Source organism: Vibrio hyugaensis (assembly GCF_002906655.1).
In the GTDB taxonomy this organism is placed as follows: Bacteria; Pseudomonadota; Gammaproteobacteria; order Enterobacterales; family Vibrionaceae; genus Vibrio; species Vibrio hyugaensis.
The window spans coordinates 659712-672437 of record NZ_CP025795.1; the positions used below are offsets into that span (position 1 = coordinate 659712).

General features: G+C 44.6%; 12 protein-coding genes. 11 read left to right on the forward strand and 1 reads right to left on the reverse strand.

The window, feature by feature from the left end; all coding sequences use genetic code 11:
• The first annotated feature begins 265 nt into the window (after positions 1 to 265).
• From C1S74_RS20210 to C1S74_RS20225, 4 genes are all read left to right on the forward strand, one after another.
• The gene (locus C1S74_RS20210) at positions 266 to 2422 is read left to right on the forward strand and encodes a prolyl oligopeptidase family serine peptidase (RefSeq protein WP_045397325.1); all 2157 of its coding nucleotides are present in this window, start codon (positions 266 to 268) and stop codon (positions 2420 to 2422) included.
• A gap of 630 nt (positions 2423 to 3052) precedes the next feature.
• The gene (locus C1S74_RS20215; protein ID WP_045397327.1) at positions 3053 to 3844 is read left to right on the forward strand and encodes a hypothetical protein; all 792 of its coding nucleotides are present in this window, start codon (positions 3053 to 3055) and stop codon (positions 3842 to 3844) included.
• Between the two features lie 286 nt (positions 3845 to 4130).
• Positions 4131 to 5252, forward strand: a complete 1122-nt coding sequence (locus C1S74_RS20220) for an OmpP1/FadL family transporter (protein ID WP_045397330.1) — start codon at positions 4131 to 4133, stop codon at positions 5250 to 5252.
• Between the two features lie 162 nt (positions 5253 to 5414).
• A complete protein-coding gene (locus C1S74_RS20225; RefSeq protein ID WP_045397332.1) occupies positions 5415 to 6212 on the forward strand; it encodes a hypothetical protein in 798 nt (265 codons plus the stop codon).
• Between the two features lie 82 nt (positions 6213 to 6294).
• Here C1S74_RS20225 and speG read toward each other — a convergent pair whose 3' ends face one another.
• Positions 6295 to 6825: a spermidine N1-acetyltransferase gene (gene speG / locus C1S74_RS20230; RefSeq protein WP_038876723.1), complete on the reverse strand. Its 531-nt coding sequence runs from the start codon at positions 6823 to 6825 to the stop codon at positions 6295 to 6297.
• Positions 6826 to 7128: 303 nt separating this feature from the next.
• Here speG and C1S74_RS20235 point away from each other — a divergent pair, with 303 nt between their 5' ends.
• The 7 genes from C1S74_RS20235 to C1S74_RS20265 all read left to right on the forward strand — a co-directional run bounded on the left by C1S74_RS20235 (position 7129) and on the right by C1S74_RS20265 (position 12479).
• The gene (locus C1S74_RS20235) at positions 7129 to 7281 is read left to right on the forward strand and encodes a hypothetical protein (RefSeq protein WP_095760490.1); all 153 of its coding nucleotides are present in this window, start codon (positions 7129 to 7131) and stop codon (positions 7279 to 7281) included.
• A 368-nt stretch (positions 7282 to 7649) separates the two neighbouring features.
• Entirely contained in the window at positions 7650 to 9056 is a 1407-nt protein-coding gene (locus C1S74_RS20240; protein WP_045397334.1) for a cytochrome-c peroxidase, read from the forward strand.
• Positions 9057 to 9171: 115 nt separating this feature from the next.
• A complete protein-coding gene (locus C1S74_RS20245) occupies positions 9172 to 9534 on the forward strand; it encodes a VOC family protein (RefSeq protein ID WP_045397337.1) in 363 nt (120 codons plus the stop codon).
• Positions 9535 to 9661: 127 nt separating this feature from the next.
• Positions 9662 to 10177, forward strand: a complete 516-nt coding sequence (locus C1S74_RS20250) for a GNAT family N-acetyltransferase (RefSeq protein ID WP_045397338.1) — start codon at positions 9662 to 9664, stop codon at positions 10175 to 10177.
• Positions 10178 to 10196: 19 nt separating this feature from the next.
• Positions 10197 to 10595: an NUDIX hydrolase gene (locus C1S74_RS20255; protein ID WP_045397341.1), complete on the forward strand. Its 399-nt coding sequence runs from the start codon at positions 10197 to 10199 to the stop codon at positions 10593 to 10595.
• Between the two features lie 140 nt (positions 10596 to 10735).
• Positions 10736 to 11899, forward strand: a complete 1164-nt coding sequence (locus C1S74_RS20260; RefSeq protein ID WP_045397343.1) for a MerR family transcriptional regulator — start codon at positions 10736 to 10738, stop codon at positions 11897 to 11899.
• A 7-nt stretch (positions 11900 to 11906) separates the two neighbouring features.
• Complete coding sequence (locus tag C1S74_RS20265) at positions 11907 to 12479, forward strand: GNAT family N-acetyltransferase (protein WP_082037688.1); 573 nt, start codon at positions 11907 to 11909, stop codon at positions 12477 to 12479.
• Positions 12480 to 12726 lie beyond the last annotated feature (247 nt).

Genomic DNA, 12726 nt, shown 5'->3' on the forward strand with positions numbered 1-12726 from the left:
GGTCCAGAGCGTTGTCACTGATTCAAGTTCAAGGAAAACGACGAAGCGGAATAGCTAGCTCTTTCCAAGTTGTTTGGCGAAGAAATTGTTTCAGTGACACGCTCCCAAAGGGCGAGTTGCCTTGCTTCGCATGCTTCGTTAACAATTTTCGATTTAGAACCACTAGATCTTTAAATTGTTGCCTCGCCTTCAAACCAAGTCATTCTCGCTGAACCAAGCATCTTGAGGTTACTTGAGTATTAAACAAAAACAGAAAAGGAAGTCTATGAAAAAGAAAACCTTAGCACTGGTGACCGCGTTTGCGATGTCGGGCGTATTACCGGGTGCTTACGCTGAAGACTCAACACAGGAGTTGGTTGAACACGTACAAAAAATGGCTGTGAAGTACCCAACGACAAAGAAAGTCGATGTGGTAGATGAGTATTTTGGCACCAAAGTCAGTGACCCATATCGCTGGTTAGAAGATGACCGCAGTAAAGAAACGGCTGATTGGGTGAAAGCGCAGAACCAAGTCACGTTCGATTACTTGGCGCAAATTCCTTATCGTCACCAGATTGAAGAACGCTTAACTCAGTTGATGGATTACGAGAAGTTAGGGCGTCCATTCAAAGAAGGCAAATATACCTATTTCTACAGGAACGACGGTTTGCAAAACCAAGATGTGCTTTACCGCCAACTCGATGATGGCAAGGCAGAAGTTTTCCTCGACCCAAATACCTTTAGCGAAGATGGCACGACTTCGATGGCGAATGTGAGCTTCACCAAAGATGGTTCTTTAGTCGCTTACAGCATTTCAGAGGGCGGTAGCGACTGGCGCAAAGTGATTGTGCTTGATGCCGAAACCAAAAAGCCTGTCGGTGAGACGCTAGTGGATATTAAGTTCAGTGGCGTAAACTGGTTAGGCAACAAAGGTTTCTACTACTCAAGTTACGATAAGCCAGAAGGCAGCGAGCTTTCGGCAAAAACCGACCAACACAAGCTTTATTACCACGAGCTAGGCACTAAGCAGAGTGAAGACAAGCTTATCTTCGGTGGCACAGAGGCAGAGAAGCACCGATACGTTCGTGGTTACACTTCGGACGACCAACGTTACCTATTTATTTCGGCAAGCACTTCAACGTCTGGCAATAAGCTTTTCTTCAAAGATTTGACCAAGCCAGACAGTCCGCTGAAAACCATTTTGGATGACACCAATTCTGATACTTGGGTGATTGATAGCAAAGGCACCAAGCTGTATTTGGTCACCAACTTAGATGCACCAAACAAACGAGTGGTGACGGTGGATGCAAGCAATCCTGAGCCAAAGAATTGGAAAGATTTAATTCCTGAAACTGACAATGTGCTTAGTCCATCAACTGCGGGCGGTTACCTGTTCGCAAGCTACATTGTTGATGCGCTTTCTATGGTCAAACAATACGATATGGACGGTAAGTTCATTCGTGAAATCAAGCTACCAGACATCGGCAGTGCTTACGGCTTTTGGGGTAAGAAAGAAGACGCTGAAGTCTACTACTCTTTCACCAACTACAAGACGCCAAGCACGACCTATCGCCTAGACATCAAAGATGGTGACAGCGAGGTTTACCACAAATCGAACGCACCATTCGATCCGGCACAATTTGAATCTCGTCAGGTGTTCTACAAATCGAAAGACGGGACCAAGATTCCAATGATCATCACTTACAAAAAAGGCACGCCGATGGACGGCACCGCACCAACGATTTTGTATGGTTATGGTGGTTTCAATATCAGCCTGACGCCTTACTTCAGTCCAAGTCGAGCGGCATGGTTGGAAATGGGTGGTATCTACGCTGTTGCTAACATCCGTGGTGGTGGTGAGTACGGCAAAGAGTGGCACAATGCCGGCACCAAGTTAGAGAAGCAAAACTCGTTTGATGACTTTATTGCCGGAGCTGAGTTCCTTATCGATCAAGACTACACCTCGTCAGACAAGCTCGCGATTAACGGTGGGTCTAATGGCGGCTTGCTTGTTGGTACAGTGATGACTCAGCGTCCAGAACTGTTCAAAGTGGCACTGCCGGCGGTGGGTGTATTAGACATGCTTCGTTACCACACCTTTACGGCAGGGGCGGGCTGGGCTTATGACTACGGTACGGCAGAACAAAGTAAAGAGATGTTCGATTACCTCAAAGGATACTCGCCAGTACACAACGTAAAAGCCGGCGTTAAATACCCAGCAACTATGGTAACAACGGGTGACCACGATGACCGTGTGGTGCCAGCGCACTCGTACAAATTTGCTGCTGAGCTACAGTCGAAGCAAGCGGGTACAAACCCAACTTTGATTCGAATAGAAACCAACGCAGGTCACGGTGCAGGCACACCGACCAGCAAGGTTATTGAGAAAACCGCCGATGTTTACAGCTTTACCTTGTTCAATATGGGCGTTGAAAAGCTGTAAGCGAGAGGGCGGATTCACCGAAGAGCTTAAGCTCATTCACATTGGAATTAAAACGCAGTCTTCGGGCTGCGTTTTTTGTTTTAGGTAGAACAGAAAAATGTGCGATGCCAACGTAGTTCACATAAATGATATTGAAGAATTTCCAAGAAGTGGAAGTATCGAACTCCAAGATGAAATAACATTTTATTAATGAAAATACTCTACAGTTGTAGAATATATGTTTAAGCCAACATGACTTATTTATTGGTGAAATCGCTGAAAAAGTATATAGCTAAACGTCTAGGTGGTTTCATCTTTCAATTGACCGTTTATTTTCTCTTTGGTTTGATTTCACATGTTCAATCTATATTAACTGAGCATTCATTGTTTGTTGTGATATCTACTATTTAGATAATTGTTAATCTAAATTTCATTTCAAATCTAAACCAAAATTTAGGTTATAACTCATATAACTATAGGTGATTGAACTTACCGTTATCCTCTATTTAATTTAAATGCAGCGTTAAACAACCTGTTATTCGTAAATTCGCGTTGGAAATTGAACTTTCCGAGGCTCGATTCAGCTCGTCCGCGATTTATGCAGGTTTGATGACGCGTGCGTTTAATTGAATAAAAGATGGATAAAATCCTATGAATATGGTGAAACCGTCTGTTGTCGTGATGGCAGCAGCAATCCAGTTTGCGTCCCCCGTTTTTGCTGAGACAGATACAGATAAAGAACTACAAGATATGTCCGATCCTCTTGCGGTTTATACCCAAGCTGGCTTTGGCATTACGGACAAAGGGGCAAACATTAAGATAGGCCAAACCTATAAAGCGTCTCAACCGGGCACGATGGCAATGAACGTTATCGAAGTCAAAGGTATTGGTGGCGAACTGTTTGGCATTCGAGATGAAGATGACCCGTTGTACAGCAAAGTGGATGACAGTATTGATTCCTTCCGCCTGCGTAATTTCCAAGTTGAAGTTGCGAAAGGATTGGGACGTCAGCTTGATGTGAACTACGACGTGGATGCTGACAAGTTGGATGCATCGTATAGCTTCATCAAGGCCTTGCCGAAGCTCGGTGTTGTCCAGCTTTACCCATTAGCTGGTGCAGGTGTGACGATCGCCAATGACTTCAGTGGTGAAGACAACGGCTATGAGATTCCGGGCACGTTTACTGTGGTCGGTATGTACTCGAAAATCGATATTACCGACAAAATTTGGATCAACTACAACCCGATGTATATGCACACCTTGTCGGGCTCAAGTGTTTATAAAGACACGTATTATGCGGGTGAGGATAATATCTTAACGCATGAATTTGCGATTTCTTACCAAATAACACCGCGTTCAAATATTCGTTACTTCGCTAACTGGAATGAGCAAGTCGACTTTGGAGATGGTGACCACCGCATCGAATACAACTACCAATTCTAATACGACTCATAAGATAAAAATAATTTACGTATTTTTGCTGTGTGATGTTTGGTCACACATTAAGTGGAAATAACAAGGCGCATCAAATTTTAAGCGCGTTCGTCGTTGGTTTTATTTCAGACGACAAGATGAAAACAAAAATAGAAGAAAGACCAACCGCTTAGTCGGTTTTATTTCTCATTCAATCCACAAATTGCCTGTGCTGTGTGTGATGGTCAGTCCTTTCACTGATATACAACCAACGCCGCAGTACGGGTTTTCTCTTAACATACTTATAGGTTTTAGTATGAAAAATCTTACCAAAATCGTTGCTGTGGGGTCCCTCATCTCGTGTGCAGCAGCGCAAGCAGGAGGTCTGTACTTGTACGAGACTTCCACCACAGACATTGGTTTAGCGTCTGCGGGTATGGCGGCAAGAGCGCAGGATGCCTCGGTCATGGCGGCGAACCCAGCAGGTCTGTCAAACGTGGCGGGTCAGTCATTCTCAGGTCATTTGATCAGCTTATATGGCGACACAACACTGGACACATTTGGTGGTGGTGACGCAGGAAACATCATTGGCTACGTGCCGCTTGGTTCTGCGTTTTACAGCCAACAAGTGAACGACAAGTGGACGCTTGGTATTGGTATGTACGGCAACTACGGCTTGGGTCTGGAATACGACAAGCTGTTCAGCCGTATTGATATTCCTAATGCAATTACTCAGGCCGTGACGGTTCAACCCTCTGCTTCATACCGTATTAACGATCAATGGTCTGTAGGTGCTGCATTAGGCATCCATTACGGCATTTTAGATATGGATGTCAAAGTTGATGGTACGACACTCGCTGGTGGCATTGAAGATACAGACACTCAAGTGAATGGCCGCGTTGGTGTGCTGTATGAATTGACTTCAGGTACTCGCTTAGGTCTGTCTTACTCGAATGAAACTGAGTTCGAATTCGATGATAAGGACTTCTCGACCAGTGCCGTTGCGCCTCAGCAGTTTGTATTCAGTGCTTACCATGAGCTCAACGACAAACTGGCGGTGATGGGTAACCTGAACTGGCAAGATTGGAGTGCTTACCAAACGCTGATGGATGTAGAAACACAAGACACCTACCAGATTGCTTTTGGTACACAGTACAAGGTTAATAGCAAAGTGATGTGGAATGCAGGTTTCGCATTTGACTCAAGCATGTACACAGACCAATCCAACGGTGATCTGACTATCCCAACTGGCAACGCTTACCGTCTAGGTACGGGCATTGATTACAAGATTGATGAAGCAAGCACGGTTTCAGTTGCCTTTGAAGCGACCTTGATTGAATCGTCTGAAGTGAAAGGTCGAGCGGGTAACACGATTGCAAGCTTTGATGATCCAGCGTTGTACTTCTTGAGCATTGGCTACAGCTGGAAAAACCAATAATCCGGCGTTAACGCAATCACTAGATTAGCGATACGACGAAAAGCAGCGGTAAGCACGTCCTAGGCTTACCGCCGTTTTTGTTTGTAGCGGGACGGTATCAATTCAACTGAACAAAAAGCACAAAGTAAAAAGACGATAGCGAACTCGTCGAGGAAATTTGAAATGAACAACACGTTTTGGCTGGCATGTGCAGCGTTAGTTTTAAGCTCGTCGGCTCTGGCTAGCGAACGCGTTCCCAAAGAGAACAAAAACAAATTAGCCGATGATCCAACAAAGGTGATCACCAAGTTCGGTGCGGCTTATTCCAACAACTATGATTTTGATGACCAGAACATCTCATTCTCTGGTTCCTTAGCATTGGATGAAGCACGCAAGATTAATGTCCGTATCAATGATGATGCAAGTGAGTGGCGTGTGGGCGGCTCTTGGTTGTTTCCCGTTGGTATCGTGAACTTCAACTTTGGTAAGAATGAGTACACCAATGGCGCAGACCAAACCAATTATAGTGTTGGAACGTTTGTACCTCTGAGTTACTTCGGTATCGAGCCTGCGGGCTTCCAGATCTTCCCAATGGCAGGCTACACCTATAACGATGGCGATGTGCCTGTTTGTGACGGTGCAGGGGAAAGTGCATGTTCGGATCCTGGTTTCAGTGGTACACCTAGCCCCGAGAATGGGTTCAACATGATGAATTCTTCTGGTAGTAGCGGCTATTTAGGCGCATTTACGTTAAAACCTTTGACAGAGCAACTAACGTTGATGGGGTTTGCTGGTGGATCTTACGGTTCGGAAAACAGTGAAGGGGATAATTACCAAGGCGTTTTTGGTGGAGTAGGCATGAGTTATCTGGTGCAGAAACGTCACTCCTTTAATGTGATGACGTTTGCCATGGACAACAACACTTATCTCGATGACCCTGACAAGCGTGTCATCTTCTCATACCAATATCAGTTTGAATAATCGAGCATGTGTCATACCACTCGCTACTTCACGAGTGGTATGTCCAATCTCGTTCACCCAACCGTGTGAAAGGGATTTGCGCTTATTGGTCAATTTCAAATTTTGTACGAAATTGATTTTGCAAAATGTACATACGTTTCACATCTCTATAGCTGCCATTAATGAAGAACTCTTGCACTAAATGACCTTCCTCAATAAAGCCACATTTCTCATAGAGATGAATGGCCTTTTCGTTGTCGAGCGCCACCAATAGATAAATTTTGTGCAAGTTTAAGATTGAAAACGAATAATCAAGTGCACGATTAATGACTTCTTCCGCGTAACCTCTACCTTGATGATCAGGGGCGATAATAATTTGGAACTCGGCGCTACGGTGAATATAGTTAATTTCAATAAGCTCTACGAGGCCAATAAGTACGCCTTGCTCATCCTCTACTACAAAGCGACGTTCTGCATCATCATGAATGTGCTTTCTGTACAATTCTTCTAATTCATCATGCGACTCATACGGTTCCTCAAACCAATACGTCATGATATTACGGTTATTGTTGAGATCGTGAATAAAACGCAAATCAGAACGTTCTAAAGCGCGAATTGTGAGTCCATTTTTCATTGTCTTTCTCCCAATAGGATTCGATATCCAAGTTGCCTCAAGAAACTAAGTTTTAGCGAGAATGACTTGGTTTGGTTAACCTCATCATAGCGTAATAGGGGGAAATCTCCCCTTTACTTATGCGAAGCTGAATGCGTAAAAGCGAACTCTATCAAACCTTAACAAAGCCTTGAAAAACAAGGCTTATAACAATAATAAATGTTAATCATAACGACAAAAAATCTGATTAGGCTAAGGGGGCGATTTCAGCTTAAATACCGCCAACGACTTAAGGTCATAATCTACATAAACAGGGTATTAAATATGTTTTCAATCGGTGACGTAGTAGTAGCTACTAAAGGTATCGATCTTGGTGAAATGGTTGTTACAGGTCTAAGCAGCGGCGGTTTTTACGTACGCGTTAAAGCTGGCGAAGCAACGCTAACTTACCCAGCTAAAGACGTTAAGAAAGCATAATTTAATTTGCTGACTTGCAAAAAAGGTAGCTTACGAGCTGCCTTTTTTTGTGCCCATATTATTTTCCTTTACCCCTTCCACCATTCTTACTTTATTTCGTTCTGAATTATTTTCAATCGAATTTAATATGTTTGGTTAATATATTGGAGCTCCCGTCATTTTTGACTCATATCAATAAAAGTTCTAGTTTTAAGTTGTTGTTTTTATGTTGTATTTTTTACGTTCGTCGGCAAGTGTCTGTTTTAAAAAACTATTAGATGTTAAATCCGCTTCTCATCTAAATATTCGATTAATATCTATTCCTTTTTCCCATTTTTAAAAATATCGGTATTTCAATAACTTTTGCCGCAACGGATTAGGGGAAAGTGATGAATAAAAAGAAAATTACGCTAGGGATCGTTGGAGCAGGCTTAGTGGCTTACTTAGGTACTGTCTACATGGTGAAGCAAGACGATCAAAAAGTGGCTCAACAACAGTTAGCGCAGTTCAGTTCTCTGGATAAATCGACGCTAGACTATCAAGCAATGAAGGTGCTCTCAGACAAAGGCTGTGGTTATTGTCATACGCCAAACAGCGAAATGCCGTTCTACTCAGAAATGCCAGTAGCAAAACAAATCATGGAAGCGGATGTTCGTGTTGCGATGCGTCATTTCGATATGACCAACCTGTTTGATGATGTCAAACAAGATGATTTGGTCTCTGAAGTCGCACTTGCTCGTCTTGAGAAGGTGCTTTACGACGACTCAATGCCGCCAGCGATTTACCTCACGATGCACTGGTCAGCAAGCATGTCGAAAGAAGAGAAGCATACATTGTTGAAATGGATTCGTGAGAAGCGTGCAGAGCGTCATGCCCAGTCTCCGGTATCTGAAGAACGTAAAACCAAAGTTCTACAACCAATTTACACCACGTTCGACACCGATTCAGACAAGGCTGAGCTGGGTAAGGTGCTTTATCACGACACGCGACTATCAGGAGACAATAGTGTCTCATGTGCGTCATGCCATGGCCTTGATACAGGCGGCGTGGACCGACTCGTAACGTCTGTTGGTATTCACGGCCAAGTTGGTGGCATTAACGCGCCAACCGTATTTAACGCTGTGTACAACAAACTGCAATTCTGGGATGGCCGTGCTGCGGATCTGCAAGACCAAGCGGGTGGTCCTCCGTTTAACCCTATTGAAATGGGTTCTGTGGATTGGGATGAAATCGTCGACAAGTTAAGCCAAGACCCAGAAATGGTTGCGATGTTCAAAAAGGTTTACTCAGGTGAGATTAATGGCAACAACATTACGGATGCGATTGCCGAATTTGAGAAAACCCTAACCACACCAAATAGCCGCTTCGACCAATACATGATGGGTGATACTCAAGCGCTGGACTCGCACGAGAAATACGGTTTAATGTTGTTCAAGAAGTACGATTGTCAAACCTGTCACGCAGGTGAAGCGATGGGTGGTGAAACGTTTGAAACCATGGGCATGAAAGCGGACTACTTTGCTGAGCGTGGTACTGATATGACGGACGCAGACCTTGGTCGTTACAACTTCACTGGTAACAAAGAAGACAAACACAAGTTTAAAGTGCCAACCTTGCGCAACATTGAACTGACACCACCATACTTCCACGATGGTCATGCTGATACGCTAGAAAAAGCCATCTACGACATGGGTAAGTACCAAGTCGGAGTGGAAATGTCGGATGAAGAAGTGGATGCCATCAAAGCGTTCTTGAAAACACTGACGGGTGATTATGAAGGCCGTCCTTTAAGTTAAGCTAGGGCATAACCAACAAGTTTGTCACCGATAAAACGATAGACTTCGCAATCGAGACCACCTTTGATTAAGGTGGTCTTTTTTATGGAACAAATTCAATCAAGTAGGGATAGATATGATTGATCATTTTGAAATCAAAGTTGTGGATTTTGATGCTTGTGTCGCTTTTTACTCCAAGGTGCTTACCCCTCTGGGCATCGAACTAAAATGGTTGGACGAAGCAGCGGCAGGCTTTGGATTAGTTGGTGAACCCAATACGCGTTTTCTGATAGAAAAGAGTGACCAAAGTGCCCCTTGCCACATTGCGTTTAAAGCGAATGACAAAGCGTCCGTCGAGGCTTTTCATAGAACAGGTATCGAAGCTGGGTTTACTTGTCATGGAGAGCTAGGTTTACGTGAACACTATGCGCCAAATTACTACGCAGCGTTCTTTTATGATCCCGATGGTAACAACATCGAAGCGGTGGTTTTTTTATAGGGCGTTAGCTATGGGATGATCCAGAGGGTATTTACTGATCGAACGATCGTTAGGTCATTGGTTTTACGATCAAGATAGAAGATAATCGAGCTCCTATTTCATCCCTATAAAAAGAACGAAAAATACTATGAAAGTTGTCGTCACAAAGGCACAAAAACAGCACGCTCAAGGCATTACCGAAGTTCTCAATCCCATCATAGAAGAGGGCTTATATACAATCCTTGATACCACCTTCACCCCAGAAGAGGAAGAAGGCTTCATTGAAAGCTTTCCTGAATCGGGTGTGTTCAATGTGGCATTGAATGTAAAAGAAGGGAACGAGGAAGACAGCGCCGTGCTGGGTTTCCAAAACGTAGAGCCTTTCGCCAGTTATACCAAGGCGTTTGCTCACGTTGGTATTATTGGTACGTTCGTCGATGCCAAATGCCGCCGACAAGGTGTCGCTTCAGCGCTGTTTACCGCCACCTTTGCTGATGCTAAATCCAAAGGCTATGAAAAGCTGTTTGCCTATGTACGAGAAGACAACCCCAACGCGCTCGCAACGTATCTAAAACATGGCTTTGAAGTGGTCGGTACCGCAAAGAAGCATGCCAAAGTTAACGGCCAGTACATCAATGAAGTCATGATCGAGAAGTTTCTCTAACGCTTAGAAGGAAAACAAGATGCACAAGTCTGCAGGTATCATCATTAAAGACGGCGCGTTGCTAGTGCTGCGCTCAAAAGGCAAAGACACCTTCTATGCGCCGGGTGGAAAACTGGATAGTGGCGAAACGTCAGAGCAAGCGTTGTGTCGTGAACTGCAAGAAGAAGTAAGCATTGTCGTGGCGGAAGATGCCTTAACGCTGTTTGGTCGCTTTGAGGCGCCTGCACACGATAAAGACGGCATTACTTTAGTCATGGACGTGTTCTTCGTTAATGATTATTCGGGCGAGGTGGTTGCCAGTAACGAAATCGAAGAGTGCCAATGGGTAGATTCTTCAAACGTGGATGACATCGCGATAAGCACGATTTTCCGCAATGAGGTTTTCCCGAGCTTGGTTGAACAAGGACTAGTGAAATAACGCTAAATCTCGGCCAGAATAAAAACGCCCACAATGTAAATGCATTGTGGGCGTTTTTTTGAATCTTTTTCTACAATTCATGTTGACCTGTCTATAACTCTACAGTTTAAGATGCTTTCATCAGTGCTGAGGAAAATTACATGTATCGGATAACGGAACTGGCAGAGATGCTGGGTTTGTCTCGCACCACATTGCTCTATTACGAGAAGATTGAGCTCATCAAAGGGCAACGGTTAAGCAACGGCTACCGCGCTTATAGCGATGCAGATCTACAACGCTTGCGTTTGATCCAGCAATTGCAGAGCGGCGGACTGACGCTCAAGGAATGTAAAGCTTGCCTAGAAGCCAAAGTGGATCGCCAGTTGATGCTAGAAAGGCTCAAGCAGCTCGATGAAGAGATTGAACAAAAGCAGAAATCTCGTCAGTTACTGGCAGCATTGCTTGGTGAAAAACCGTTAACCGATTGGCATGAATCATTGGATGAAGTCGCGCCGGATGCGCACTTGAATTGGCTGATGACGCAAGGTTTTAGCGAGAAAGAAGCCCTTCACTTACGTTGGTTATCAAAAGACATGAATACTCACGACGACTACATGGCGGACTTCTTCCGCGTATTTGAAGCCTTGGAGTTTTGGGGGCCTGGTTCAGAGCAAGATACGTTGAAAGCGTTGAACCTATTACCAACTCAACCTGATGAAATATTGGAGATCGGCTGCGGGCAGGGCATTGCGACTCGTACTTTGGCAAAACATGCACACGTCACTGCGGTCGATAACGACGAGCCGTCTTTGCAGCGTTTGCAAAGCAAAGCTCAAGCTCTTGGCTTAAGTGACAATATCACCACGGTGTGCGCAAGCATGACAGAGCTGCCATTTACAGAAGGTTCAAACGGTCTGATTTGGGCAGAAGGCAGCGCGTATATCATGGGGGTAGAGAGCGCATTTAAAGCGTGGCGACCTTTGCTGAAAGACGGCGGCATTTTAGTGGTGAGTGATCTGGTTTGGAACACGGATACGCCAAGCGAAGATACGGTGGTATTTTGGCAAAAAGAATACCCAGATATGGGCAGTGTTGAGAGACGTATTGCGCAGGCGAAATCGGCAGGTTATCGAGTGCTAGAGACGTTCCCAATTCGCCAGCAGGCATGGGATAACTACTACGTTCCTTTAGATGAGCGTGTGCAAAGTTTGAAAGCTGAGATGCCAGCATCACAAGCATTAAAAGACATACAAGTTGAATTAGATATCGTTAAACGCCGTGGCAATGAAGTGGCGTATCAGATGTATATCTTACAAAAATATTGATAGAAAAATGAACGAAACAACAAATCAAAATACTCAAAAATCTAACTACACACTTTCTCAATATGAGAGATGCATGAGCAGCGAGATGATCGCTTTGTTTACTCAAACCTTTTCTGATTCTGAAGGCGAAGCAGAAGGCAAAACCATTGGCGCATTAGTCAGCGATTTGTTGAGCGCGACACCCGAGCAAGAACTGAAAGGTTTTGTAGCGAAACAAGATGAAAGCTTGATTGCAGGCGTGTTGTTTACGCCGTTACGCTTTGAGAATGGTGAAGTGGGCTACCTGTTGTCCCCAATGGCAACACTAACAGAGTGCCAAGGTAAAGGCGTAGGACAAGCCCTGATCAACTTTGGCCTTGAACGCTTGAAACAACAAGGTATCGAGTTGGTGTTTACCTACGGCGATCCTAACTTCTACTCACGCGTTGGTTTCCAACAAGTGACGGAAGCGCAGTTCAAAGCGCCTCATACTTTGAGCTTTCCACATGGTTGGTTGGCACAATCACTTGTAGGTGAATTGACGCCAATCCAAGGCACGTCCTCTTGCGTGCAAGGTTTGGATAGCCCTGCTTACTGGTAACCCATGAAGCTCCGGTCATTGGTTGGCCTAATCTGAACGAAGAAGCCCCTCTGCGAGGAACTTGCAGAGGGGCTTTTTAATGCGTTCTATAAGGGTCTGTTGACCTTTCGCGGTTAAATTTTGTTCGGATGGGGACGCCTAGTCAAAATCGTTTTAGGCGAGGCAAGGAGTGTGTCGCCTAGTCACTCTAAGCAAATGCGCCTTAACAAAGCATAAAACGATTTTAGTCGGGGGCGCCTAGCCGAAC

What these genes read in the sequence shown, in the direction of transcription:
- C1S74_RS20225 (WP_045397332.1), top strand. Translation starts at nt 5,415, where the DNA reads ATGAACAACACGTTTTGGCTGGCATGTGCAGCGTTAGTTTTAAGCTCG.
- C1S74_RS20265 (WP_082037688.1), top strand. Translation starts at nt 11,907, where the DNA reads ATGAACGAAACAACAAATCAAAATACTCAAAAATCTAACTACACACTT.
- C1S74_RS20255 (WP_045397341.1), top strand. Translation starts at nt 10,197, where the DNA reads ATGCACAAGTCTGCAGGTATCATCATTAAAGACGGCGCGTTGCTAGTG.
- speG (WP_038876723.1), bottom strand. Translation starts at nt 6,825, where the DNA reads ATGAAAAATGGACTCACAATTCGCGCTTTAGAACGTTCTGATTTGCGT.
- C1S74_RS20245 (WP_045397337.1), top strand. Translation starts at nt 9,172, where the DNA reads ATGATTGATCATTTTGAAATCAAAGTTGTGGATTTTGATGCTTGTGTC.
- C1S74_RS20240 (WP_045397334.1), top strand. Translation starts at nt 7,650, where the DNA reads ATGAATAAAAAGAAAATTACGCTAGGGATCGTTGGAGCAGGCTTAGTG.
- C1S74_RS20250 (WP_045397338.1), top strand. Translation starts at nt 9,662, where the DNA reads ATGAAAGTTGTCGTCACAAAGGCACAAAAACAGCACGCTCAAGGCATT.
- C1S74_RS20260 (WP_045397343.1), top strand. Translation starts at nt 10,736, where the DNA reads ATGTATCGGATAACGGAACTGGCAGAGATGCTGGGTTTGTCTCGCACC.
- C1S74_RS20210 (WP_045397325.1), top strand. Translation starts at nt 266, where the DNA reads ATGAAAAAGAAAACCTTAGCACTGGTGACCGCGTTTGCGATGTCGGGC.
- C1S74_RS20215 (WP_045397327.1), top strand. Translation starts at nt 3,053, where the DNA reads ATGAATATGGTGAAACCGTCTGTTGTCGTGATGGCAGCAGCAATCCAG.
- C1S74_RS20235 (WP_095760490.1), top strand. Translation starts at nt 7,129, where the DNA reads ATGTTTTCAATCGGTGACGTAGTAGTAGCTACTAAAGGTATCGATCTT.
- C1S74_RS20220 (WP_045397330.1), top strand. Translation starts at nt 4,131, where the DNA reads ATGAAAAATCTTACCAAAATCGTTGCTGTGGGGTCCCTCATCTCGTGT.